At 46.8% G+C, this 23,997-nt stretch carries 24 protein-coding genes and 1 pseudogene; 8 read left to right on the top strand and 17 right to left on the bottom strand.

What is annotated here, in order from left to right; all coding sequences use genetic code 11:
- Positions 1-192 precede the first annotated feature (192 nt).
- Genes hemY through hemE form a run of 3 tightly spaced genes read right to left on the bottom strand, consistent with a single transcriptional unit; the run spans position 193 to position 3,624 of the window.
- Positions 193-1,617 (bottom strand): protoporphyrinogen oxidase, encoded by a 1,425-nt coding sequence (hemY, locus tag MKX40_RS09840; RefSeq protein ID WP_091017551.1) that lies wholly within the window; start codon positions 1,615-1,617, stop codon positions 193-195.
- Positions 1,617-2,567 carry a ferrochelatase gene (gene hemH, locus MKX40_RS09835; protein WP_339241128.1) on the bottom strand — a complete coding sequence of 317 codons (951 nt, stop codon included), beginning with the start codon at positions 2,565-2,567 and terminating at the stop codon, positions 1,617-1,619. The genes hemY and hemH overlap by 1 nt, the downstream gene beginning before the upstream one ends.
- Positions 2,560-3,624 carry a uroporphyrinogen decarboxylase gene (gene hemE, locus MKX40_RS09830; RefSeq protein ID WP_339241126.1) on the bottom strand — a complete coding sequence of 355 codons (1,065 nt, stop codon included), beginning with the start codon at positions 3,622-3,624 and terminating at the stop codon, positions 2,560-2,562. The genes hemH and hemE overlap by 8 nt, the downstream gene beginning before the upstream one ends.
- A gap of 204 nt (positions 3,625-3,828) precedes the next feature.
- On the opposite strand from hemE, the gene MKX40_RS09825 reads away from it, so the two are divergent.
- Positions 3,829-5,040 (top strand): MFS transporter, encoded by a 1,212-nt coding sequence (locus tag MKX40_RS09825; RefSeq protein ID WP_339241124.1) that lies wholly within the window; start codon positions 3,829-3,831, stop codon positions 5,038-5,040.
- Between the two features lie 94 nt (positions 5,041-5,134).
- Here MKX40_RS09825 and MKX40_RS09820 read toward each other — a convergent pair whose 3' ends face one another.
- The gene (locus MKX40_RS09820) at positions 5,135-6,355 is read right to left on the bottom strand and encodes a cytochrome P450 (RefSeq protein WP_339241123.1); all 1,221 of its coding nucleotides are present in this window, start codon (positions 6,353-6,355) and stop codon (positions 5,135-5,137) included.
- 486 nt (positions 6,356-6,841) lie between these two features.
- Here MKX40_RS09820 and MKX40_RS09815 point away from each other — a divergent pair, with 486 nt between their 5' ends.
- Positions 6,842-8,053 carry an asparaginase gene (locus MKX40_RS09815; protein WP_339241122.1) on the top strand — a complete coding sequence of 404 codons (1,212 nt, stop codon included), beginning with the start codon at positions 6,842-6,844 and terminating at the stop codon, positions 8,051-8,053.
- Between the two features lie 242 nt (positions 8,054-8,295).
- On the opposite strand, the gene MKX40_RS09810 is transcribed toward MKX40_RS09815, so the two are convergent.
- Positions 8,296-8,928 carry an O-methyltransferase gene (locus tag MKX40_RS09810; protein WP_339241119.1) on the bottom strand — a complete coding sequence of 211 codons (633 nt, stop codon included), beginning with the start codon at positions 8,926-8,928 and terminating at the stop codon, positions 8,296-8,298.
- Between the two features lie 238 nt (positions 8,929-9,166).
- Between MKX40_RS09810 and MKX40_RS09805 the strand changes: the two genes are divergently transcribed.
- The 4 genes from MKX40_RS09805 to MKX40_RS09790 all read left to right on the top strand — a co-directional run bounded on the left by MKX40_RS09805 (position 9,167) and on the right by MKX40_RS09790 (position 13,854).
- The gene (locus MKX40_RS09805; protein WP_310336624.1) at positions 9,167-10,321 is read left to right on the top strand and encodes a class I SAM-dependent RNA methyltransferase; all 1,155 of its coding nucleotides are present in this window, start codon (positions 9,167-9,169) and stop codon (positions 10,319-10,321) included.
- Positions 10,322-10,535: 214 nt separating this feature from the next.
- Positions 10,536-12,536: an LTA synthase family protein gene (locus tag MKX40_RS09800; RefSeq protein ID WP_339241118.1), complete on the top strand. Its 2,001-nt coding sequence runs from the start codon at positions 10,536-10,538 to the stop codon at positions 12,534-12,536.
- A gap of 81 nt (positions 12,537-12,617) precedes the next feature.
- On the top strand, positions 12,618-13,046 hold the full coding sequence (locus MKX40_RS09795; protein ID WP_339241116.1) for a cytidine deaminase: 429 nt from the start codon (positions 12,618-12,620) through the stop codon (positions 13,044-13,046).
- Between the two features lie 82 nt (positions 13,047-13,128).
- Positions 13,129-13,854: a DsbA family oxidoreductase gene (locus MKX40_RS09790; RefSeq protein WP_339241112.1), complete on the top strand. Its 726-nt coding sequence runs from the start codon at positions 13,129-13,131 to the stop codon at positions 13,852-13,854.
- A 355-nt stretch (positions 13,855-14,209) separates the two neighbouring features.
- Here MKX40_RS09790 and MKX40_RS09785 read toward each other — a convergent pair whose 3' ends face one another.
- Both MKX40_RS09785 and MKX40_RS09780 read right to left on the bottom strand, forming a co-directional pair.
- Positions 14,210-15,040 carry an aldo/keto reductase gene (locus MKX40_RS09785; protein ID WP_315936499.1) on the bottom strand — a complete coding sequence of 277 codons (831 nt, stop codon included), beginning with the start codon at positions 15,038-15,040 and terminating at the stop codon, positions 14,210-14,212.
- A 174-nt stretch (positions 15,041-15,214) separates the two neighbouring features.
- Entirely contained in the window at positions 15,215-15,496 is a 282-nt protein-coding gene (locus tag MKX40_RS09780; protein WP_091017568.1) for a hypothetical protein, read from the bottom strand.
- A gap of 150 nt (positions 15,497-15,646) precedes the next feature.
- Here MKX40_RS09780 and MKX40_RS09775 point away from each other — a divergent pair, with 150 nt between their 5' ends.
- Positions 15,647-16,045 carry a hypothetical protein gene (locus tag MKX40_RS09775; protein WP_339241107.1) on the top strand — a complete coding sequence of 133 codons (399 nt, stop codon included), beginning with the start codon at positions 15,647-15,649 and terminating at the stop codon, positions 16,043-16,045.
- Positions 16,046-16,151: 106 nt separating this feature from the next.
- On the opposite strand, the gene MKX40_RS09770 is transcribed toward MKX40_RS09775, so the two are convergent.
- From MKX40_RS09770 to MKX40_RS09725, 10 genes and pseudogenes are all read right to left on the bottom strand, one after another.
- Complete coding sequence (locus MKX40_RS09770; protein ID WP_091032287.1) at positions 16,152-16,373, bottom strand: DUF1450 domain-containing protein; 222 nt, start codon at positions 16,371-16,373, stop codon at positions 16,152-16,154.
- A 21-nt stretch (positions 16,374-16,394) separates the two neighbouring features.
- The gene (locus MKX40_RS09765; protein ID WP_036670085.1) at positions 16,395-16,697 is read right to left on the bottom strand and encodes a heme biosynthesis protein HemY; all 303 of its coding nucleotides are present in this window, start codon (positions 16,695-16,697) and stop codon (positions 16,395-16,397) included.
- Between the two features lie 141 nt (positions 16,698-16,838).
- Positions 16,839-17,096 (bottom strand): hypothetical protein, encoded by a 258-nt coding sequence (locus MKX40_RS09760; RefSeq protein WP_017689423.1) that lies wholly within the window; start codon positions 17,094-17,096, stop codon positions 16,839-16,841.
- 196 nt (positions 17,097-17,292) lie between these two features.
- Positions 17,293-18,498 (bottom strand): M14 family metallopeptidase, encoded by a 1,206-nt coding sequence (locus MKX40_RS09755; RefSeq protein WP_339242997.1) that lies wholly within the window; start codon positions 18,496-18,498, stop codon positions 17,293-17,295.
- A gap of 233 nt (positions 18,499-18,731) precedes the next feature.
- Positions 18,732-19,541, bottom strand: a complete 810-nt coding sequence (racE, locus tag MKX40_RS09750) for a glutamate racemase (RefSeq protein ID WP_026081161.1) — start codon at positions 19,539-19,541, stop codon at positions 18,732-18,734.
- Between the two features lie 218 nt (positions 19,542-19,759).
- Positions 19,760-20,140 carry a YtxH domain-containing protein gene (locus tag MKX40_RS09745; protein ID WP_339241104.1) on the bottom strand — a complete coding sequence of 127 codons (381 nt, stop codon included), beginning with the start codon at positions 20,138-20,140 and terminating at the stop codon, positions 19,760-19,762.
- 187 nt (positions 20,141-20,327) lie between these two features.
- Positions 20,328-21,242, bottom strand: coding sequence for a DUF4261 domain-containing protein (locus MKX40_RS09740; RefSeq protein ID WP_339241102.1), 915 nt, complete (start codon positions 21,240-21,242; stop codon positions 20,328-20,330).
- Positions 21,243-21,252: 10 nt separating this feature from the next.
- On the bottom strand, positions 21,253-21,714 hold the full coding sequence (locus MKX40_RS09735) for a HepT-like ribonuclease domain-containing protein (RefSeq protein WP_339241099.1): 462 nt from the start codon (positions 21,712-21,714) through the stop codon (positions 21,253-21,255).
- 173 nt (positions 21,715-21,887) lie between these two features.
- A complete protein-coding gene (locus tag MKX40_RS09730; RefSeq protein ID WP_339241097.1) occupies positions 21,888-22,175 on the bottom strand; it encodes a Dabb family protein in 288 nt (95 codons plus the stop codon).
- 285 nt (positions 22,176-22,460) lie between these two features.
- Positions 22,461-22,844: pseudogene (locus MKX40_RS09725) on the bottom strand (phage holin family protein); the annotation flags it as partial.
- A 447-nt stretch (positions 22,845-23,291) separates the two neighbouring features.
- Here MKX40_RS09725 and MKX40_RS09720 point away from each other — a divergent pair.
- A complete protein-coding gene (locus MKX40_RS09720) occupies positions 23,292-23,888 on the top strand; it encodes a helix-turn-helix transcriptional regulator (RefSeq protein ID WP_017689431.1) in 597 nt (198 codons plus the stop codon).
- Positions 23,889-23,997: the final 109 nt, after the last annotated feature.

Genomic DNA, 23,997 nt, shown 5'->3' with positions numbered 1-23,997 from the left:
GGGGGATACATAAGCAACTCCTCTTCTTCACAGCCATACATACCATTATATCAGGCATATTCTGGATTTCCATCTTTCCTTGGAACTGCATCGATTGAAAGGGGATAAACTCGCTTAGCTTCCAGATCTTCATATGAAAAAAGCCATCTCTCCAGTAGATAATCCTACGGTGAGACAGCTCTCTTGCTGTACTTAATCTGCTACAAGCGCCTGTGTTGCCAAAATAGACATTTCCTTCGCTTGTTTGATGCAATCCGGCAAGCCTACGCCCTCATAACCTGCACCTGCAATGTACACACCCGGTAACTTGCTACCAAGTTCCTCACGCAGGGAGGCAATATGTTGGAGGTGTCCCACCGGATACTGAGGCATGGATTTTCGAAGCCTTGTAATTTCGGAGAAGATCGGCACCGCTTCGATACCCATCGTCTCTCTCAAATCTTTGAGAACCAGATCCGTCAACGCTTCGTCTGGAAGCTCTACGTTCTGTTCGTCACCCGAGCGACCGACATAACAGCGGAGCAGTACTTTATCGTCCGGGCTGGTATGCAGCCATTTCGTCGATGTCCACGTGCAAGCCGTAATATTGCGACCCTCTTTCCGCGGAACAAGGAAACCCGATCCGTCGAATACATGCTCCACCTCTTTTTTCTCAAAAGCGAGCACTACATTGGCCACAGATACATAATTAATCGCATCCAGTGCCGCTGTGTCCACGTGAGGCTTCAACAGATCTGACGCGACATATGTCGGCACAGTAACCACTACATCATCAGCTTCAAGCATTTCACCATTTTCCAGCTCAACATGGTATCTGGTCTGCGTTCCATCAAGACGTTGCAATGACTTCACCGCGGTGTTCAGACGTTGATCCACATCCTGCAACTCATGGACAAGTGCATGAACAAGGCTCTGCAGTCCCTGACGAAAGTTCAGAAAAGCGCTCCTTTTGGTTCCGGTATGCGTCTCAGCCGGTTTGCGACCTGTCATCATGCCCCGGATCAAGCTGCCGTAATCCCGCTCTACTTCGCCGAACTGCGGGAATGTAGCCTGAAGGCTTAATCTCCGCATATCACCTGCATAGATTCCCGCGAGCAGTGGTTCGGTCAAGTTCTCCAGCACTTCAGCTCCAAGACGGCGTTCAATCATATAACCGAGCGATTCATCCTCTGTTGTACGACGAGGCGGGATGACAAAATCCATCAACGCCCGCAGTTTGCCTGCCGGAGAGACAAGCCCGCTTCTCAGGAACGGTCTTAATTCTGTAGGAATACCGAGAACGAGTCCTGCTGGCATAGGATGAAGCTTGCCACGCTGCATGATATACGTTTTCTTCGACTCCGGATTCTGACTGACCAGCTCATGATCAATCTCCAATTCTTTAGCCAAATCAATCATTGCTGTTTTGCGAGCGAGGAAGGAATCCGGCCCTTTTTCAATCACAAATCCATCCCGGTGCAGTGTCTCAATCATGCCCCCCATGGACGAGCTTTTCTCGACCAGAGTAATCACAGGTTCAACGCCCGCTTCCCGGTAATGCTTGCGGATATAAAATGCCGCGCTGAGGCCGGTGAGGCCACCGCCGACGACAACAACACGGCGTTTCTTATCACCCATTACTCATCCGACCCTTGCTGCCATTGGCTTATAATAACGTCGCTTAACGTCTCCATGTATAGAGGATCGCTATTAAGAGAATCAATACGCATCAGGCGCATATCGATCTCTTTGGCAATCGATTTGGCCTCAATATCGAGATCATAGAGTACTTCGAGATGATCCGAGACAAACCCGATTGGTGCCACAAGTACATCCTCTACCTGTTCACGCGAAAGTTCCTGTAACGTATCCAGAATGTCCGGTCCGAGCCAAGGCTCAGCTGTTCGTCCGGCACTTTGCCACGTAAATTGCCAATTGGTTATTCCTACACGTGAGGCAATCACTTCCGAAGTCTCCAGCAGTTGTTGCGGGTACGGATCACCCATCTCCACAATACGTGCCGGCAGGCTGTGAGCACTGAACAAAACCTTCACGTCCCCACGTTTTGCTCCAGCTTCCTCAAACGCATCCAACTTGGCACTGACACGCGTGGACAGCGCCTGAATTAATTTCGGATGCAGATGATAACTCTCAATAAAGGACATATGGATGCCCAGTTCTTCTGCCTTTTCACGCGCACGTTTGATATAACTGCCCACACTCATTGTGGAGAAATGAGGAGCCAGTACAATACCAATTGCAGTCTGAATTCCATCCTTCGCCATCTGTTCCACGCCGTCCTCAATAAACGGATAGGCATGCTTCAGTCCTTGATAACAACGGAATTCCACATCAGCGCCACGCTCATCGCGGTTTAAAGTCTCCTGAAGAGCCTTGACCTGATTGTCCGTGTTCTCCCGAAGCGGGAATACACCGCCAACAATGGCTTCATATCGATCCGTCAGTTCCTTCAGTTGCTCCGGTTCAGGCGGACGTCCTCTGCGGATATGTGTGTAATACGCTTCAACACTTTCCATATTTTCTGGTGTGCCATACGACATCACCAGTACACCTACAGTATTAGTCATTAGCAATCGTCACCCCTGTCTTTAATGCTTCGGCAGAATACTCATGAATATAAGCCGTTAATTCTCTGAGCTTATCAAGGGAGGCTTCAGGAAATAGTCCGTGCCCCAGATTGAAAATATACCCCGGCTCCTTGATCCCTTCGTCGATAATCAATTTGGCTTGTTCCTTAATCAATTCCATCGGTGCAGTCAGCAAATAAGGGTCCAGATTGCCTTGTACGGCAAATTTGCCGCCAAGTCGTTTACGCCCTTCCGAAATCGATACTCTCCAGTCCAATCCAATCACATTGGCTTGCAGATCATGCAGCGCTGGCAACAATTCGCCCGAGGCGACACCAGGGAAATAAATCTTCGGTACATTCAAATCCGATAATTCGGTAAAGATACGGGTAATCGTAGGCAACACATATGTTCTGAAGTCTTTGGGAGAAAGTGCTCCAACCCAACTGTCAAACAACTGGAAAGCCTTGCCGCCATTCGCAATATGCGCACGGACATATGTAATAACCATATCACCAAGCTTCTGCATCAGTTTGTGCCACACCTCAGGCTCGCTGTACATCATCGTTTTGGTACGGATATAACCTTTCGAAGGTCGGCCTTCGATCAGATAACTCGCAATCGTGAAAGGTGCACCCGCAAACGTAATAAGAGGCACGTCAAGCTCCTTATCCAGAATTCGAATGGTCTCCAGAATATGTGAGAGATCTCCTTCTACGTCGATGGGACGTAGTCGATCCACATCTGCAGCTGAACGAATAGGATTATCGATTACCGGTCCAATATTTTTAACAATGTCAAAATCAATACCCAATGAGGCAACCGGATTCATAATATCGGAATACAAAATAGCCGCATCTACACCCAGTTTGCGTACCGGCATGAGTGTAACTTCAGCCGCCAGCTCGGGTTGTTTGCAGATTTCTAACAAGGAGTACTTTTCTTTAATTTTGCGATATTCAGGATCGTAACGTCCGGCTTGACGCATGTACCATACCGGGACGCGGTCTACCTGTTGTTTGAAACTTGCCCGAATCAGTCGATCATTATAGCTCATGTAAGAAGCCTCCAATAGTTTTTGGACTCATAATTACCATTATGCCCTTTTTAAACAGCTGTAACAACCACATGCGGATGCGTTCTACGTGACAATACTATGACATTCCTTACACTCATCCCCCATATGCCAATTGTGTTATAATGAAAGAATCGATTTTTTTAGAGAATTACAGAAATATCTTTGAAAGGAAGTGAAAGCACTTTGAAAACATGGAAAGTAAACCTCATTGTGCTTTGGTTCGGACAATTTTTGGTCAATTCGGGCATGACCATGATTACCCCATTTTTGTCCCTGTATCTCGCGAGAGATCTTGGCGTTGTTGGCGAACATGAAATTGGCATTTGGGCGGGATTTATTTTTGCAGCCAATTTCCTCACCTCATTTTTGTTTCAACCGCTGTGGGGCAAGTTGTCGGACAAGTATGGTCGTAAAGTTATGCTGCTTCGTTCGGGATTCGGGATGGCCATCGTAATTGCCCTTATGGGTCTGGCACAGAACCCCTGGCAGCTTCTCTTATTGCGTTTGCTTAACGGTACAATCTCCGGTTTTAACCCAGCAGCTGTTGCGCTGATATCGGGTACCACTCCGAAAGACCGCATGGGTTTCGCCATGGGAATCAGTCAGTCCGGGCAAGTTGCCGGTACAATCCTGGGTCCACTCATTGGCGGCTTGCTGGCTGATGCAGTAGGCTTCCGGCCTATTTTCTACATTACAGGTGGACTAATCTTTGTTGCTTCCATGCTCGCCATGTTCCTGGTGAGAGAGAAATTCGACCGTCAAGAAGCAGCCAAACTGCCGGCACAATCCGTATTGTCCGGTCTGAAGGAATTAAACAAGTCACCTCAACTTCCGGCACTGTTTGCTGTGACGTTCCTGCTGCAGTTTGCGATGATTAGCCCCATGTCACTCTTGCCGCTGTATGTGCAAAAATTGCATGCTTCGGATGTAAATGTGGCCTTCTGGGCGGGACTTGTCGGTGCAGTTACGGGACTATCCAATATGGCCATGTCTCCTGTTCTCGGGAAGCTGAGTGACCGGATAGGTCCTCACAAGGTGCTGACGTTCTCCCTCATCGGAACAGGACTCATGCTTATTCCGCAGGCATTTGTTCAGACCGTGTGGCAGCTCATTCTTGTCCGATTCATGATGGGTGTGTTCATGGGTGGCCTGCTTCCGAGCGTCAATGCCTTGATCCGTTCCTATACAGCAGATAGCATGATTAGCCGTGCATTCAGTTTTAATACGAGCACCCTTGCGTTAGGCAACATGCTTGGAGCAATCATTGGAGGTTTTATGGCAGGATTCATCGGGATCGAAGGTCTGTTTATCGTCTCTGGCGGACTGCTCCTACTTAATATGGTCTGGGTAAGATTCAAATTGTACAACAAACCTGCTTCAGTTCGGGAATCCTGATTCCCTATCCATCTCTTAACGAGTCCATATCACCGTTCCATCTAAAAAAAGCCGCTTCCAGCGCCTAGTTGGCCTGAAAGCGGCTTTTTTTCATTCATGTGTTTTTCATTATTTTCTTATTTATTAGATTGAATTGTATCGGATAATGCTTCACCCCAAACACAAAAGCACTTTGTATCGGTTGCAGAGCTGTCCCTGGCACAAGCTGGATGTGCTCCATGTGATGAAGCAATGTATGAAGAACGACCCTTGCCTCCAAACGAGCGAGTGGTGCACCCAGACAAAAATGAATGCCAAATCCAAATCCCATATGTCTGTTCGGCTTGCGATCAGAGATGAAATCTTCCGGTTGTTCGAATTGGGCACCATCCCGATTGGCTGCTCCTACCCAGGAAATCACCTGCTCTCCAGCTTGAATCGTCTGACCATTCAACTCTACAGTTTCCTTCGCGACCCGCCCAATAGCAACAATTGGCGGATAATATCGCAGTGTCTCTTCAATTGCAGAAATAATCCGTTCAGGATGTTCGCGCAACTCCTGTTGTAGCTCGGGTTGTTCAGACAATATACGAACCGCATTGGTAATCAGGTTGGTGGTTGTTTCATTACCGGCCGCAAGCAAGAGAATGCAGAAGCCCACCACCTCATCTGCAGTCAACTTCTGACCCTCAATCTCCGCAGCAAGCAATAACGAGATCAGATCATCCTCTGGCTGCAACCGACGCTCTTCCATAATGCCAGTAAAATAGATATGCAGCTCCTGCATATTTCTTTTCTTCTCCTCCAGTAACTCCTGAAAGGCCTGTTCACTATCATCACGTGCACCTTTCACCAATACATCAGACCAATCTTTGAACTTTTGACGATCCGCCGCAGGGACTCCGATTAATTCTGCAATCACAATGACGGGTAATGGCGTTGCAAGGTCATCAATAAGTTCCATGTATCCTTCTGACAGGTGCGGAGCAAGTAACTCATTCGTGATTTCCTGAATACGCGGAGCCAACGCTTCAATCGCCTTGGGTGTAAACGCCTGGTTCACCAGATCACGCAGCTGTTTGTGTTTGGGAGGGTCTGTCGTCAACATGCTCGTATTGGCACGATCACGAGCAGAAGAGAACAGTTTCGGGTTTTTCAATACGTACTTCACATCTTCATAACCGAAAACATCCCAACATTCTCGATGCTCATCATATCGGACTGGAGTGTTATCACGAAGTTCTGCATACACCTTGAAGGGAGATAACCTCTCTTCCAAAGTCTCCAGTTCCCGAATCGGAATGTAATTCGCATACTTTCTCGGTGCCTGTTTCATCGTTTCTCCTCCAATCAATATTATATATTTATTTACATATGTTAATCATCCCTATTATAAACATAACTCTATAACGAAACCAATCTTTAGACCGTAATTGAGCCCCATTACCTAATATGTGCTGCTATCACCCTCTCCTTCTGTTACCCACTACTGATATGCGTCCCGATTCGACATTCTTTTATCACAATATTCAGTTTTATCAGGACAAAAGACTCATTATGTAATGTTAATTAACATAAAAAGGGGTTTAACTTCTTCAAAACTACCAAAATCGGCTATTTTCTCTCTCAACCAAAATGAATAATATTTCATAATTGCTTATAAACAATCACTTTACTCTCATTATCTATGAATGTAACCGATTACTCTGCCTATATCTATGTTTGTCATATTACTTAACATGGAATACAATCGATTTGAAATGGTATACATATTCTTCTTAACAAACTTAACATCACACTAACTTGAAGGAGAGTGCTATTCATGAGTAAAACATCCAATCTTCGTCCCTGGGCCGTATGGAGTACCGCAGCTTTAACAGCACTAACCATCTCGTTGTCACCCATTGGTACCTACGCTGCACACGCAGCTACGGTAGAGGTGAAAGGCACAACAGGCGCTGTTCAAACAGCAACCACTACGCCGGCTCGCAATACATCCATCCCTGCAATACCGGACTCTTCCAAACAATCTGCACTTCCGAATGTACTGGTAATCGGAACGGGCGGAACGATTGCCGGACAATCCGAAGATGCCACCAGCTTCCAGAATTATAAGGCAGGTACACTTCCCATTGGAGAGATGGTAGACGCCTTACCGGATAAACAGAAGATTGCTGATGTTAGCACACTCCAATTTGGAAACTCAGGTTCGGGTTCCTATAGTATGGCCGACCTCTATGACTTGTCGCAGACGGTAGATAAAGCTCTTGCAATGTATGACAGTGTTGTCGTTACTACAGGTACAGACACCATGGAGGAAATCGCCTATTTCCTTGATATGACGGTTCAGAGTGACAAACCGGTCGTGATCACAGGCTCCATGCGTCCATGGACTGTCATCGGTTCTGACGCTCAAGCCAATCTGTACAACGCAATCAAGCTTGCAGGCAGTGGTCGTACCACTTCATTCGGCACTGTACTCATGTTGAATGACACGATCCAGCTTGCTCGTGGTGTAACCAAGACCAATGATTATCGGACAGATACGTTTGAAACCCCAATGCTCGGCGCTGTAGGATATATTGATGAAGAAAACATTCGAATCTACCGCGCTCCTGCACGTGCCTTGAAACCTGAAGGCACAGCGAAGCCCGTATTTGATCTAAGTAAAATCACAAAGGCAGATCTGGCCAAAGTTGAAATTGCGATCTCGTATCAAGAAGCTGGAGGCGGGGCGATCGAAGGTTTCGTGAATAGCGGCGCCAAAGGAATCGTGACTTCCGGTACCGGAGCTGGCGGCATCTCCAGAGCGATGGGACAAGCGCGTACCAAAGCCATCGAAGAAGGTGTCATTTTCGTGACCACCACTCGGACGGGTTCGGGAAGTGTATACGGCGGCGGCAAAGGCATTATTGCAGGCGACAACCTGAGTCCACAACAAGCTCGTGTATTATTGATGCTGGGCTTGTCCTTCAGTGATGATTTTGACACCATCAAAAAATGGTTCGAAACGTACGGAACACCTGAAGTATAAGAAAGAATTACTACAACAATATCTGTAAATGCAAAGAAAGAGACGATACTCCCTGTGATTCAAGGTGTGTCGTCTCTTCTTTGTGTATGCTCAAAAAAATCAAGAAAACCAGGATTGCAATGAGCAGAATATACACGGCCAATATTAAAAACGGCTAAAAAACTCCGATCACGATCCCCCTCACAACATAAAAGCGCGAGATCGTGTTCCATCGGAGTTTTATCTTTAGGAAATATCCACTTTTACTTCACCCAGGCAAGTACCAGCCCATCGTAATCCGGTAACATCGTCGTCACCAGGCGCGGATCACTTGCCATCTGTTCATTGAAGCGACGAACAGCAAGCACTGCTGGACCCTGCTTGTCCGGATTCAGCGTACGACCACGCAGGAAACAATTATCGCCTACAATAACAGCACCTGGCCGGGCCAGCTTAATGGCATAATCAAGATATACCGGATAATTCTCCTTATCTGCGTCAATAAAGAAGAAATCGAATGTGCGACCCTCCTGTTCCAATTGCTCCAGGCTGCCTGCCGCCGGTCCAATGCGGTACTCCACCTTTTCGCCAAAGCCGCCTTCTTCCAGATGTCCACGCGCCATTGCCGCATATTCCTCTTTCAGTTCCAGCGAAGTCAGGGTTCCATTCTCACGCAAACCGCGTGCAATACAGATCCCACTGTAACCGCCCAGCACACCGATTTCGAGCGCAGCTTCTGCTTTGGATGTCTTGGCTAGAAACGTGAGCAATCGTCCATATGCAGCAGCCACCGAAACTTCGGGCATACCGTTCGAACGGATAGCTTCTTTCACTTTTAGCAAAAGGTCATCCTCTTGAAATAATTGATTTACATATTCATCAGGGGTCAGATTCACCACTAAAATCCTCCTTGGACACTTGGACTGCTTTCCATATGGATGCCAATGTTCTATAATAAATGTTTGTTATCAACACAGGCGGTTGACTGGTGCATCACTTCGAAAGAGGAATGCATACGTTCACCGCATTTCTCATTGTAAGTTTTTTCACGGAAAGCGGCAAGGCCGCACCGTCACTATACAGCAGAGAGAAGGATATCCTTCTCCAGCTTGAAATGGAGTTGAAATGAATCACATGGCTCAATTGCAATTGATTGCAACCTCGGCGATGGGACTCGAGGCCGTTGTCGCCCGGGAACTGAAGCAACTGGGGTATGAAGATGTTACGATCGACAACGGCCGGGTTTTCTTCACAGGAGATTATATTGATATTTGCCGTTGTAATCTGTGGCTGAGAAGTTCGGACCGCGTATTGGTGAAAATGGGTGAATTCCCTGCCACGACATTTGACGAATTGTTTGAAGGCACCAAAGCACTTCCTTGGGAAGAGTGGATTCCAGCCGACGGCGAATTCCCTGTAGAAGGTCGCTCTCAAAAATCCCAGTTAAGCAGTGTGCCTGCATCACAAGGGATCGTGAAGAAAGCAATCGTAGAGAAACTGAAGTTAACCTATGATACAGAGTGGTTCCCCGAAGATGGGTCTCGCTATGTGATTGAAGTTATTTTGCTGAACGATCGCGCCTTGCTTACATTGGATACGACCGGACCAGGCTTGCACAAACGGGGTTATCGTAAACTCGTCACCGAAGCGCCACTCAAAGAAACACTTGCAGCAGCTCTGATTCAGCTCAGTCGCTGGAATGTATCCCGTCCCTTCTATGATCCATGCTGCGGATCAGGCACAATGCTGATCGAAGCCGCCATGATTGGCTGGAACATTGCACCAGGACTCCGTCGGACCTTCAACTCTGAGGACTGGGCTGTCATTCCTGAAGAATTGTGGGAACAGGCGCGCGAAGAAGCATTCGATGCTGTGCGAGACGATGTCCCGTTACAGATTTCAGGTAGTGACATCGATCCGGAAGCGATTGAAGTAGCTCAGGCTGCTATCAAAAGCGCAGGTTTCGCCAAAGACATTGAAGTCAGTGTTCTGCCCGCTCATCGCGCAAGACCACAAGGCGAATATGGTGTTATCATCACCAACCCTCCTTATGGTGAACGTTTAAGTGAAGAAAAAGAAGTTCAGAAGTTACTCCGCTCTTTAGGGCGCAGTTATCTCGACATGCCAACATGGTCCTTCTTTGCAATTACGTCAACTAAAGCCTTTGAAGAATATTTCGGCCATAAGGCAGACAAGCGTCGCAAATTGTTCAACGGACGCATTGAAACCCAGTACTATCAGTATTTGGGCCCACTACCTCCAAGAAATAAAACACCACAATCTTCATAATTGTTCCAACTATAAAGTGCTCTAGCCACTCATGGCCGGGGCGCTTTTTTGTGCGCTTTTCTAGTCATATGAATTCTCCTTCATCCACCTTTAATCGACCACGAATGGATTCTACCAGAGGCGTAGTTGAAAACCCATGAGGTCACGCTATAATGAATGGAGCCCTATTTTACATTCCGATTACAAAACAACAAAAACAAAGGGGACATAGATTATGGTTGTCACTCGGCCTACGCGCAGCTCCATGCCACGCGGGCTTCTGAATCATCCACTAACGTTATATCTTATTTTTCTTGTGTTTATGCTGCTCAAACTCATGTGGCTTCATCACAATCTGCACGCCTATAACATTACGATGGGACTTCTGGATAAAGTTATTGCCATTGGATCATTGCTCCTCCTGTCCTTCTGGACCTGGTGGCTGCCTCGCAGAGGCATGATCGTATCTCTGGTCGTGCTTAACCTGCTGCTTACCGCACTAATCTACGCCGATATGGTGTATTATCGCTATTTCCAGGATTTCTTGACCATCCCGGTATTGTTGCAAGCCAGACAGGTTGACGCATTGGGGGACAGCATCGCTACATTGATCTTCCCAAGTGATTTCTGGTTTTTTGCCGATTGGCTTGTCGTCATACCTTTCGCAGCGATTGTTCTGTTCAGCAGACATTACCGTTCAAAGCACTCCAGTGCATCGGTTCAAGGTTATGGAAGTTATTCGTTCAACGATCGCAAAGGGCAGATGCGCCGCCGACTCACTGCTGGCAGCATTGCCCTTGTGCTAGGACTGGGACTCGCCGTTGGCCCGATTTATTTTTACAGCAAAACATGGGCCAAGGGCCTGTTCGATAACAACTGGTGGAATGTATCCATGTACAATGTGACCGGTCTTCTCGCTTTTCACGGTTATGATCTGTACAACTATGCCAAAGACCACATCGGTTCCGGGCCAGAGGCTGAACCCGCTGATGTTGAACAGGCAAAGGCGTTCTTCGCTGAAATGCAGCAAAACGCTCCGCAAAATGATGCTTTGTTCGGCAAATATAAAGACAGCAACGTCATCATTGTACAGGGTGAGGCTTTTATGAACTTCATGATTGGCCAAAGCATTGGCGGACAGGAGATCACGCCCCATTTTAATGAACTGATGAAAGAAAGTCAGTATTATAGTCACTTTTACCACCAGACCGGTCAGGGCAGAACATCAGATGCCGATTTTGGGGCAAATATTTCCCTACATCCACTTCCGGTCGGTTCAGCCTTTGTACGATATGCAGACCATACGTATGATTCCCTCCCTTCTATTCTGAAGGATAACGGGTATAGTACCAACGTATTTCACGCTTATGAGAGCGGCTTCTGGAATCGGTATACGATGTATCAGAACATGAAGTATGACAAGTTTTATAGTAAAAATGATTTTGCACAGGATGACCCGCTTGGCTGGTCCCTGTCTGATGAATCCTTTTTCCGTCAATCCGTTGAGAAAATGAGCAGTGAGGTTACCGAACCGTTCTATTCGTTCCTCATTACACTCAGCAGTCACCATCCGTATGCATTGCCGAAAGAGAAACAACAACTGGATGTAGGCGAGTTTCAGGGAACCATGTTTGGTGATTATCTGCAATCCGTACATTACGTGGATTCGGCACTGGGCAAGATGGTGGAGGATCTGAAAAGTCGAGGACTATGGGAAAATACCATTTTTATGTTTTACGGGGACCATGACAACTCAATCAAAGAACAATCGCAATACGAGCAGTTTCTCGGACGCTCGTTGAACGACCTGGATATGGCACAGATCATGAACGAGGTTCCCCTGCTGGTGCATTTACCGGATGGGGCAGCCGTTGGAACCATCGACGAACCTTCGGGACAACTGGACATCACGCCATCCGTGCTGCATCTGCTCGGCGTGCCTGACCAGTCCTATTATCATATGGGTAACGACGTATATGACGGGTCTGCACGTACGGTTGTGCTGCGTAATGGCGCAGTCTCGGATGGTTCTGTATTCTATATTCCATCGGATGATTATATCTACGAGAACGGCGCTTGTTATGACCTGTCCACACGTGACAAAACAGATATCAACGCTTGCCGTCCCGCTCATGATGAAGCAGTCAAGCGATTGCATGTCTCTGATACCGTAATTACCTATGATCTGATTCAGCGCTTTCGAGAGGAAGACAGTTCAGCAGTAACATCGCAATAAGCCTTATCGTAATGACAAGTTAAGCTAAACAAATACACAAAATGAAGTGAATTGGATTGCAAAAAGGGGAATTCTAATTACATGACATCACATACTGAACCACTCCATATTGAACAGCAATTATTCGATGCAGCCGCCAACTTTGTGAAGCAACGTTATCCTCAGGGATGGGGTGGTGCGGGCGCTGTCTATACCGAAGCAGGTTCCCTGCTAATTAGTGTAGCTCCAGAGGTCATCAACGATGCCACGCATCTGTGTATGGAAACAGGAGCTTATCTGGAGGCCCACAAATTGAACGAACGCGTCACCCACTCCCTCTGTATCGCTCGTAATGACGAGCATTCAGAATTCAAGGTCCTCACACCTTGCGGCGTCTGTCAGGAACGATTGTTTTATTGGGGTGAAGAAGTTAAAGCTGCTGTATACGACCCTGAAGGTCAACTGATCTTCAAAAGACTGGATGAGATCCAGCCTTATCATTGGACCAAGGCATTTCGGGATAAATCGTAATCTTCTTGCGAATTATAGAAAGTGGCTTTATAATTGTAACTATATTAGTTTCAACTAAAAGGATAATGGAGGTTTTAACATCATGAATATTGAGATATGGTCAGATTTTCTGTGCCCATTCTGTTATATCGGCAAACGCCGCCTGGAGAATGTATTGCAACAGTTTCCACATCGTGATGAAGTGAAGCTGCAATTCAAAAGCTTCGAGCTTGATCCAAATGCTGAATTGAACCCCGGCAAAACCAATACGGAATATCTTGCTTCCAAATATAATATGAGCGTGGAACAGGCCAAAGGCATGAATGCTCAAATGAATGCCAATGCTCGCACAGCAGGACTGGAATACAATATTGATGCCATGATCCCTACGAACTCCTTCTCCGCACACCGATTGACACACTGGGCGGATACACAAGGCAAAGCGCTTGAACTGAGTGAGCGCATATTCCAAGCTGTGTTTATTGAAGGTAAACACTCTGGCGACCCTGAAGTGTTGGCTCAGTTGGCAGAGGAAGTTGGCTTGGATCGAGATACAGCTACGGCAGTGCTATCCGGTGATCAATTCACCGACAATGTCCGCGCTGACCAAGCGGAAGGCGAGCAACTAGGCATCCGCGGCGTACCGTTCTTCGTATTTGACCGCAAGTTCGCCGTGTCAGGCGCTCAGCCGGATGAGGTGTTCCTGGACGCCATTCAGAAAGCATGGGACGAACGTTCCCCGTTCACCATGGTTGAGTCCAACACAACCGAAGCCGACGGCAGTGGTGTCTGCACAGATGACGGCTGCGCAGTGCCGAAAAAAAATTAAACCAATTCACACGAAAAAAGCAGCAGGATCAAGGAACACTCCCCGATCCTGCTGCTTTTGTATATTTCTTACTATATACCTATCCACTAAAGATGGATTTATAATTTTCACGATAACGAAGTGGGCAGAACAAAGCTGGAGAAGCGGAGCGCTCGCATTTATCACCGGATTTCTCCCATGATAAAGGGACTTTCAAAAAAATCCGGGGATAACGGCGATCGAAAGATTGTTCTGCACACGTAGTGTCTTAGCGTGACCGATTATGCTTACATCTTAAACTCACGAAGAACGATCCGTAACCGGAACCTCCACTAACAGATCATCAAACATGTATATTCAGTTAGCGACTACCCACTCAATCCCAAAACAGTTGATCCGGATGTGGACCCGTCCGCTTATCCGAGTCCAGCGCATCAATCTGTTTCAACTCATCGGGCGTCAATTCAAAGTCAAAGATGTCCGCATTCTCACGAATACGATCCGGGGTAACCGACTTCGGAATCGTTACAATCTGATTCTGAATGTCCCAGCGCAGAATGATCTGTGCTGGCGTTTTCCCATATTTCTGGGCCAGTGCTTTGAGGGTGGACTCTTGATTCAGCTTGCCTTTCATGATCGGGCTCCATGCCTCCAGTTGAATCCCCTGCGCCCCGCAGAAATCCTGCAATTCCTGTTGAATCAGACCCGGATGCAACTCCACCTGATTCACTGCTGGCACCGTGCCGCCTTCATCTATGATATCTTGCAAATGATGTACTTGGAAATTACTCACACCAATCGCACGAATGCTTCCTTCGCTATATAGACGTTCGAATGCTCTCCACGTCTCCTTATACTGGTCTCTGCCAGGCCAGTGAATTAAGTAAAGATCAATCACATTCAGTCCAAGTGCCTTCTGACTGGCTTCAAATGCCCTCAACGTCGAATCAAATCCCTGATCCTCGTTCCAGAGCTTGGTTGTCACAAACAGTTCGTTACGGGCAACACCACTGCTTGCAATAGCTTGTCCCACTTCTTCTTCATTACCATAGATGGACGCGGTATCAATGCTCCGATATCCAACCTCCAAAGCGGTCTCAACCGCCTGTTGTACTTCCTTACCTTTTGCTTTATATGTTCCAAATCCTAGCCATGGCATCGTTACTCCGTTGTTCAGAATCGTACAATCTGTAATATGTTTTGTCATTCTGTACCTCCCGTATGGAATTTTGCCTGCTCTCGTTCTATTAACCTTCTCACAGAATTTTAAGCGACCATTCGACATACTGTCGGAGTAAACTCATGAATCGAGAGTCGTTGCAAAAGATATAAAAAACCCGCAAAGCATTGCTGCCCTGCGGGTTCTGATGTGACAGGAACGTTATAAATTCCCTTGACCGTGCTGACTCTGGATTGAATTCAATCTTCTCTTCTCCTCGATGAACATCTCTTCTGCTAACTCAACGCCTTGTCCTCCGAGCGAAAGCTCTGCTTGACGCATTGCCTGCTCCGTATGTGCCAGACGACGTTCCGCCTGTACTATGGTTTGTGCTGTCGGGTGTGACAGGGCCTGAGATACAGCATAATGAAGCTTGTTCACCGCATTTTGCGCCTGAGATACGGTGGTATCGGCTTGCAAACTGGAATCATAACGCTTCGGCATGAGTATTCCTCCTTGGGATTATCATGTTCCTGTTACCCCTTTAGGATGGATAGCACAAGCCTTCCTTATTCTTCTTTTATGATTTTATCGTAACTTTAATTGCTTTCACTACGTTTATTAGGTAAACATGCTGAGTCGGGAGGAATTCATTTGAAGAAAATAGTACTGACACTCTGTATGTTGCCCCTGCTCATCTGGGTACAAGGCTGTGCTCCAGCAACATACGAGATAGAAGGATATACAGAATCATCCATTAACCCCGATATCCCGGTTCCAAGCAATGCGAAGCTTATTGAAGGCAAAGCTTATTCCGATCATCCCACCCTTAAAGAGGGTGTTAAATATGAACTAAAGCATATTGGGGGTGAGCAAGGACTATACCCGCCAATGGATTATTTTCAGAAGTTAGCAGATACAGGCTGGGTGGAATTAGAGGAAGAACGACTGGGGCATGTACATTTTTTGAAAAAAGATGATACCGTCATCGCCATTGAAATTAGAGAAGATTCCTTCGAAATCACTGAAACGATCAAGGGCGCTATAGAGTAACTTATCCTTTCACTACTACCCAAACGCAAAAAAAAGGAGAGGCTCGTAGCCCCTCCTTTCTGATGTGTGAACTTTTCATTCAATCACCTTGTTATATCTCATCCTATTACTTGACGAACTTTGCAACTTTGACGAGCACTTCTTCTTCAGTCGGCGCACTGATATACCGACCGTTGATAAAAACAAATGCACGTTTCGCGCAAGGACCGCAATAGGATTTGCACCCAATCTTGATCTCCGTGTCTGGAGCCATTTTTTGCAGCTTGGGCACAATCGATTTCAATCGAACATGATTACACTTTTCGCATACGCGGATATCGTTAGCCATGAGTTCCCCTTCTTCGCGCCCTTAGTGGTCGCCGTGATTGCCTTGGGACGGATTCGTAATAACGAATCCCTCTTCAGGGAAGTAGAGATAGTCGATTTTAACACCGTTCAACAGAGGCTGGTCATTCGCAAGAATAACATCAATCTCTTTATCGGTAGATACAACTGTATCATTTTCTTTTGGTGTGTCGAGATCAAGCCCGTAGTGAGCATGGTCACCATGTGCATGTGTGATGACAACGCGTAGTTTTTTTCCTTCGTTCTCCGGCTTGTCCAATTCAAGCTTCAATACTTTAGCAGCATTACGCGTAATTTTGCAGTTCATTCTCTTCATCTCCTATATTGTAATTGCAGGTTTCAACAATTTCAGCATTCTTAAACTACAGCATCTATTGTAAAGAAAGTTACCGCTCTTCGCAATAACATTGATGCGAATTCAATGTTAAAATGATTCATGAGCTGCATATTAAGAAGGTGCACCCTCCTGAAGCACAGGATATTTACGTTCTGCCCGGCTTACAAACCAATTCATCAGAATCAAAGTAACCCCGATATCATCGATGGGCATAAACGGCATCACGTCAGGAAGCACCCAGTACAACAGGGCCGGAATAATAAATAACAGCTTTTCTCCCAAAGGAATCTGCGGAGCCCGGAGCAGCCGGGGGAGCCTTTTGAAAACTTGTGTCCATCGTTTGAATGACAGCAGTCTTCTCCACTTCATGCGAATCCCTCCGTATAATAATATATATCGCCAAACGGCACATCCATCATTACCCGTTCGAAAACCATCCAGAACGTATGTCATAATAAGCCACAATAAAAAAATAATAAAAACGGAACGTCGCTCATAGCGTCCGTTCCTGTTATACGAATGATCTACCGTTAAGTTTCACACCATCATCATTCAGGGTCTTGCCTCACTGTCCATTAGATAACAGTTCAGCCAGCAACATTCCCACTTCGATACAGATATCATCAAACTGTTCAACGGGAAGCGGATTAACACCCAACCCAACTTCCACCGTGAAGCCCGGCTTACCAAAAGCTTGGATAAACCAGTCTTTGTATCCGGCATCACTGCCACCGAGCTTCACCGCTTTGTAACCCGAAGCTTTGGCGAGTCTACGCGACAGCGGAGCACTCTCTCTGGGTTCCAGATCACGGTAGTTCCAATAGATTTCCTGTCCCTGACTATGCAGGGACACAACCGCATCGAATGTGTGTTGCTGCGTCCACCGCGCAAGCGCCTGTGCCTCCGGTTCTGTCAATGGAGCCGTTCCTGCATAATCTCTAGGCCCAGGTGAGGTCACACCTCTTCTCGCTGCCTCTTCATCCCAATGGGCGGGAAATTGATCATTCAGATCAACTCCTCTGATGTTCGCCTTCCAATGGGTGAAATTTGCTCTGCCCGCATTCCAGCCTAACAACTGCTGTGCATGTGGGTGCTGATTGACCACACCTTCCTGAACCAGTTCGACACCGTCCGGATTAACCATCGGCACTGCCCAGAGTGACGTCTCTTGCATCCAGCGTTCTGTCTGGTATTGATGCCATGTCCCATGTGTACTATACGCTTCGGCATACTCTTCGATAAACTTCATCAGAACTGCTGATGTCAGCCACTCATTGGCATGAACAGAAGCGTTAACATGGATATGTCTCGACCCATGCCCGATACGTAAATAAGGCAGCGACTTCCCCATAACACTTGTTCCAATGGACCCCGTTTCGATAAACGGGTATTGATGCTCCAGCTTGTTTATATCCTTGATTAATTCTCTATAACCATACTCTCCCTGAATCTTTACAATAGTTTTTCCATTCGAAACCGGAATATGAATACAGCGACCAACCCAGTCGGTAATATTGGTGATTTCGGGATTGGCCTGTCGCAACGCTTCTTCCTCCAGACCAAATCTCCCTGCAATCTCCCCTACACGTTCTCCAGGCGGTACAGCATATCTGCGACCTGTCCCGGGCACAATACGCAGCATCTGACCTGCCAGCAAGTAAGGCTGGGCGGCTGCTTCCGGGTTCAGTGCGGCAAGTAACTCCCTGGTCATATGGTGTGCTGACGCAATTCGCGACAGTGTATCTCCCCGCTGAACGATAATCCATTGCAGTTCCATGTTGCTCTCCTTTCCACAGGAAAAGACAGGTCTCCTGTCCGGTTCTCACCAACTTCGTCTATGTAACATATGTATGCAGGTCGGGTTGTCCGTCATGTGACATGAATCATGTTCATCACCTGTTGATGCATAATCATGACAAAAAATCCCGAAACTTCACAGTTCCGGGATCATTCATTATTAAATACATTAATTTAAAGTCTGATTCATGCATATTTTGAGTATAACTAGGATAATTGCGTAACCTGCCAGACAACAGGAGTCTTGGAGATCTGCTCTCCCAACCAGCGACGGGTGATATTCTGGAACATGCGAGGGTCGCCAGTGCAGAAAAACTGATGCACCGGAGTCTCATCCCCACTGGCCAGCTTTCGTTTATCATATAAAATCGTACTGATTTCACGTGCCGTTTCATCTGCCGAACTGATTAACTTCACTTCCTGTCCCATAACTTCCTGAATGGTGTCCATGAGAAAGGGATAATGCGTACAACCCAGAATAAGACAATCTATTGGCTGCTGTTTGATCTCGCCTAATGATTGCTCCACCGTATGTGTCGTGTGCTCGGAACGAAATTCACCTTGTTCCACCAACGGCACCAGCGCCGGACAAGCCTGACTGACCACATCAATATAGGGGGACAACTGTTTAAGTGCCGATGTATAAGCCCCACTACCTATGGTACCCGTGGTACCAATCACACCAATACGTCCTGTACGTGTCGCTGTGATTGCTGCCCGCGCACCCGGATGTATAACACCAATGACGGGCATATTCACCTTGGAACGGATATACTCCAACGCGGCCGCTGTTGCTGTGTTACAGGCGATAACGATAACCTTCGGATCGAACTGGATCAAGAAATCAACGATTTGTTCCGTAAATTGTTTTACTTGTTCGGACGAACGGGGTCCGTACGGTGTCCGGGCAGTATCCCCAAAATAAATGATCTTTTCCCGCGGGAGCTGACGCATCACTTCCTTGGCGACGGTCAATCCCCCCACACCGGAGTCTAATATAGCGATTGCTTGCTGCACGAACACACCGCTTCCTTCTTCATTGAATTGGTTCTCATTACATTTGTTTTCCAGAGCTTTCTTCCTACCGTATGAACATTCCGGCAAAAAGGTACCTACATCTTACCCGATTTCATCGCGGCGTTCAAATTAAATCCGCGCCACGTCTTCTATGTGTGGACACGCAACAAAGCAGGCTCTCCTCTAAATAGAGGAAAGCCTGCTTATCTCAAGCTTGCTTAGTTGTCGTCCTTGGACTCATCCGCAGGAAGCTTCGCTACGATGTCATTGCCGGATTCATCAACTGTTTTATCGATATCGGCGGTATCTACAATGGCTGCCGATATACGAATTTCTTTTCCTTCGCCGCAATTGCGCCAGGATTGAATATCCTGAATCACGACATCTGCGGTCTCTTTAACCTTGGATACGATCTGTGAGCTTTGTTCCCCCACGATTCCAGCCAGTTCCTGACCTTTCTCCGATACCTGACGAGCACCTTCTGTAATATCCTGACGAAGTTCACGACCCGATTTCGGCGCCAGCAATAACGCTGTTACAGAACCTACCACGGAGCCAATAAGAGCTCCCCACAACAAACTTTTGTTAGAATCCTTCACGTCACATCTCTCCCTTTACTATGGTTTAAGTACCGGATCAGAAGCAACGATCTGTCGCTCAGCCATCCGGGCGAATGCCTACTCTGTTGATGCATTATAAGCAGCACAGGCTTGACTTGACACTCCAGATGTTAAAAATAATCTGAACGCCCTTTTTGAATGGCTGCAGAATGTCTTGGATTTAAACTCAACTCTGACGAGCCGGCTCGAGATCAGCCGCCGCATGCTCATCACCCGGGTCCAAATCAATGACATATCGTCCTGGTGCAATTAATGCCGCCTGATGTTCACAACGCCAGCGACGTCCACCTGAAGAACCCAGCGTCTGTCCATCTTGCAGGACATCTCCCTGATCAAATATGTAATACGCTGCACCCAGTAAGGTCTGTGCCACCGTATCTGGATCAAGACCAACGAAGTGACACTGTACATCAGGTACACCCAGCGCAGACAATCCTACGGTATCCATGACCAACCCGCGCTGTTCCTCCGTACCTCCAGCCTGATACATCCGAACGTTCATAGCTGCATACAGATGTTCCTCACGTTCCTGAGCTTGCGTATAAGCTTCCGGTTCAACCAGCTTATCACTGCCATACCAATACAGCGCATCACAGGTCAAACTCTCCATAATTGCCAGTACAGTTTTCTGGAACAGCTCCAAACGCTGTTTACGAGGCATGGCAGCCGTGAACATATCATGTATCCGGATGGAATAACGCGAAGCTTTGACAACTTGTCCCACTTCCGGCCAATGCCATGCTTGTTGCACAGCTCCGCCAAAACGTGCACGATCTGCGATTTCATTCACTGGAAGCATGCAGGTCTGAGCAGGGATAGCCCCTTCCTGAAAAGATACCTTATGGTCCAGATGGTAGAAGACTAACATCTCATGCTCTTGCTCTCCAGTTCCTTGTTTAACATCCAGTCGAACTTGTCCTGTATGACGAATCATCGCTTCCTGCAAACGCAGGCGGTCTACCTCCGGACGTTCCCGGAACAGGAGTTCAACCATATACACCGGATGGAATCCGGAAGGCGTTTCATTCGGTTCTTTACTTTCAGTATTTACTTCATTGAATTCTTTTGATTCATTTGTCATGCGATTTCCCTCATTCCTTGCGCTGTCCCTCGGCTTGTGCCGCATTGAAAGGACCAAGTTCTGTTTCCACGTATGCGCTAACCTGTGTAGTAAAATGTTCAAGTATGTTCGGCAACTCTATGCTAAGCGGATGGAGCTCAGATCGCTCCCAACTGTAATAATCCTGCACCAGTGGTTTACGTAACGTCACAAGCTGACGCAAGATCTCATAGGTCGAATTGTCAAAAACCTTTTCTTCATAATTAATCTGAATAATATCATCATAGCTGCTCGCATCTCTCATGATGAAGCCATCAATCAGATAACTTCCCACATCGGTAACAATCTCAATCGCCAGATGAAGACACCGCTCCTGAACCATCCCCAGCATGAGACTGCCATCCCAAGCCTGCGCTGCGCGGCGAAGCCCTTCAGCTACTTCCGGTACAGCAGCAAGCCGGCGGGCAATCTGTTCTCTGTTCACATAATACATTCGTTCACTTCCCGTTCAGTGAGTTATCGGTTCCGTTTCCCTCTTCGCTTAAGCCAGAATATCATCACAGGACAAGCGATTAGAAACACAACAAAAATATATAGAAATTCCATAACGTCTCTTAAATCGCTCATGCAGAGTCCCCTTTATCTCAACGTAGTTTGAATACCAGATCAGATCTCGTAGTCCACTGCAATCGACTGTTCTCTGACTTCATTCATGTACTTGATAACTTCCTGATGAAGCGGATGTACCTGATACGCCTGAAGATCCTCCAGTGACGCAAACTCCGCCGTGAGTGAAATGTCGAACGATCTCTCCGAGCGAAGCACATCAATCCCGATTTCAAGTGAAACCAGAACATCAATCTTACCCTCCAGATTACGGAGTACCTGGGCAGCAGCTTCAATACTTTCTGTTGAGCGATCTTTCATTTTGAACAGGACAATATGTTTAATCATCTGAGCAAGCACCTCGTTTAATATAATAATAGTAGAAATGAATGAATTTTCATGTATCCAAAATATATCATAACGTTCTCTATTACGAAAGGATACTTGGAAACGTTCTCTTGAAAAGAAAAACTAACCCGAACCATCTCTTTTCGGTTCGGATTCTTCTCGGGAACCATCTTCCACCTGTTTCGCGGATTCATCCTGCGAAGTTTGTCCTGTTTCAGCCTGCTGTTGGAGACTATCCTCGCTTTGTGGAATTGACCATTCCCGATCCGGCAAATACTCCTGATCTTCCTGTTTCTTCAACACTGCTATAGCCTGTCTGAGCTTTCCGGGCAATGGAAGGCCGATTCTCGCATAGTTTTCAGTTATCGAGATCAGTTCATTGACGAGGTAGAAATAAATAGCTCCTCCCTTGATAATATCGGTTCCCATGATCAGGTCAATTCGGTGAGCAAGCAAGACAACGGTCAGCATGAGCCCTTTGCGAGCAAGCCCCCAGAAGCCAATGTTGCTATTCAACCCCGTACCACTTCTCACCGCAGCTGCCAAACCTGTGACATAATCCACAGCCATCGCGACCGCGAGCAGGCTCAGCAATTGATCCCATCCACCAAAAGCAAACGTAACTATCGCTCCCGAGATGGCAGCAAAGGTATTCACAGACAGATTCACGTTCCTCACCTCTCCCTTTACTTGAGTACCCTACAATATATGTAAAAGTAAGAGATTTGACAGGTCACATGTCATGCTGAACTTGCGGATTTATCTTTCAGATTTGTGCACACCTTCTACCGGATGCGTTGAAGCACATCCAATAATTTTTGGGGAATTCAGGGAAATAAACCGCATCATATCAACAAAAAATAGATAAAAGTTCTTCAGACCTAATAATAAGTAATTAGAACTATATTATCTTTAATCCTGCTCATTTTGTCCCTTCATTTTTAGTGAAACATTGTAATCTAGGAATATACTAGGATGTGAATTGCGTATGGTCTAGTTCGTAGTTCCCTCTTTATCAGGAATTGACGCATTGACGCATTTGAAACAGGTAAACCCGGCACTTGAAAGTACCCCGTTGTTTATTGTAGTATTTGGTTAAAAAAAATCGGAGGAAATATGCCTAATCAACCAGAACAACATTCCATCCAGGCGTGGTCTCTGATCAACCGTAAATACTTGGGAAAAGGCGTCCGTGTTAAACGATTCCGAAAACCGACACGCTGTCAAATCCGTAATCGTGTTCTTCTTGCCGTACTGATGGCCAATGATATCAAATTGTCCCAGCTCGCAGAAGACCTTTCCATCTCTTCACGCAGTGTCAGTGCGTGGGTATATGAAGGACGGATACCCGGCAGTACCAATTTGGACAAGACCTGCCAATTGCTCGGCTATCCCCGCCACATTCTTTTTAATGAGGAAGTTGTGCGTAATAGCCCTGTCATATGTCAACCCGAGTCATCTCGCTTCATGAAGCGTACAGTGACCCGTTCTCCGGTTAGTAACCGTATCTTGACAGGCTTGTGTATGGTCCATGATTTGTCGGTGACAGATGTCAGCCACTGGATCGGGGTTCATCCCGGCACTTTCCGCAAATGGCTGCATCAGGGAACACTGCCTTCCGCTGCGTTTCAGGAACAAGCGGAGCAATTTTTCCGCATCCCGAAAACTATTTTGTTCGCAGATGTCATCTTGAAAGATCGTCGCAACAACTAAATAAGCGAACAACCAAAAGGCTCTGATCTCCTCCCAGGAGGCCAGAGCCTTTTTAAATGAAACATCCCCCTCTTCTCTCCCGACCTTGAAGCAGCCTTGCTGGCACTTA

Origin of the sequence: Paenibacillus sp. FSL R5-0517, from assembly GCF_037974355.1 — a bacterium.
In the GTDB taxonomy this organism is placed as follows: domain Bacteria; phylum Bacillota; class Bacilli; order Paenibacillales; family Paenibacillaceae; genus Paenibacillus.
Note: the sequence above shows the minus strand (reverse complement) of the source record. Positions and strands in the feature narration are given on the sequence as shown.

What these genes read in the sequence shown, in the direction of transcription:
- hemY (WP_091017551.1), bottom strand. Translation starts at nt 1,617, where the DNA reads ATGGGTGATAAGAAACGCCGTGTTGTTGTCGTCGGCGGTGGCCTCACC.
- hemH (WP_339241128.1), bottom strand. Translation starts at nt 2,567, where the DNA reads ATGACTAATACTGTAGGTGTACTGGTGATGTCGTATGGCACACCAGAA.
- hemE (WP_339241126.1), bottom strand. Translation starts at nt 3,624, where the DNA reads ATGAGCTATAATGATCGACTGATTCGGGCAAGTTTCAAACAACAGGTA.
- MKX40_RS09820 (WP_339241123.1), bottom strand. Translation starts at nt 6,355, where the DNA reads ATGAAACAGGCACCGAGAAAGTATGCGAATTACATTCCGATTCGGGAA.
- MKX40_RS09815 (WP_339241122.1), top strand. Translation starts at nt 6,842, where the DNA reads ATGAGTAAAACATCCAATCTTCGTCCCTGGGCCGTATGGAGTACCGCA.
- MKX40_RS09805 (WP_310336624.1), top strand. Translation starts at nt 9,167, where the DNA reads ATGGCTCAATTGCAATTGATTGCAACCTCGGCGATGGGACTCGAGGCC.
- MKX40_RS09800 (WP_339241118.1), top strand. Translation starts at nt 10,536, where the DNA reads ATGGTTGTCACTCGGCCTACGCGCAGCTCCATGCCACGCGGGCTTCTG.
- MKX40_RS09795 (WP_339241116.1), top strand. Translation starts at nt 12,618, where the DNA reads ATGACATCACATACTGAACCACTCCATATTGAACAGCAATTATTCGAT.
- MKX40_RS09790 (WP_339241112.1), top strand. Translation starts at nt 13,129, where the DNA reads ATGAATATTGAGATATGGTCAGATTTTCTGTGCCCATTCTGTTATATC.
- MKX40_RS09785 (WP_315936499.1), bottom strand. Translation starts at nt 15,040, where the DNA reads ATGACAAAACATATTACAGATTGTACGATTCTGAACAACGGAGTAACG.
- MKX40_RS09780 (WP_091017568.1), bottom strand. Translation starts at nt 15,496, where the DNA reads ATGCCGAAGCGTTATGATTCCAGTTTGCAAGCCGATACCACCGTATCT.
- MKX40_RS09770 (WP_091032287.1), bottom strand. Translation starts at nt 16,373, where the DNA reads ATGGCTAACGATATCCGCGTATGCGAAAAGTGTAATCATGTTCGATTG.
- MKX40_RS09765 (WP_036670085.1), bottom strand. Translation starts at nt 16,697, where the DNA reads ATGAACTGCAAAATTACGCGTAATGCTGCTAAAGTATTGAAGCTTGAA.
- MKX40_RS09760 (WP_017689423.1), bottom strand. Translation starts at nt 17,096, where the DNA reads ATGAAGTGGAGAAGACTGCTGTCATTCAAACGATGGACACAAGTTTTC.
- MKX40_RS09740 (WP_339241102.1), bottom strand. Translation starts at nt 21,242, where the DNA reads ATGACAAATGAATCAAAAGAATTCAATGAAGTAAATACTGAAAGTAAA.
- MKX40_RS09735 (WP_339241099.1), bottom strand. Translation starts at nt 21,714, where the DNA reads ATGTATTATGTGAACAGAGAACAGATTGCCCGCCGGCTTGCTGCTGTA.
- MKX40_RS09730 (WP_339241097.1), bottom strand. Translation starts at nt 22,175, where the DNA reads ATGATTAAACATATTGTCCTGTTCAAAATGAAAGATCGCTCAACAGAA.
- MKX40_RS09720 (WP_017689431.1), top strand. Translation starts at nt 23,292, where the DNA reads ATGCCTAATCAACCAGAACAACATTCCATCCAGGCGTGGTCTCTGATC.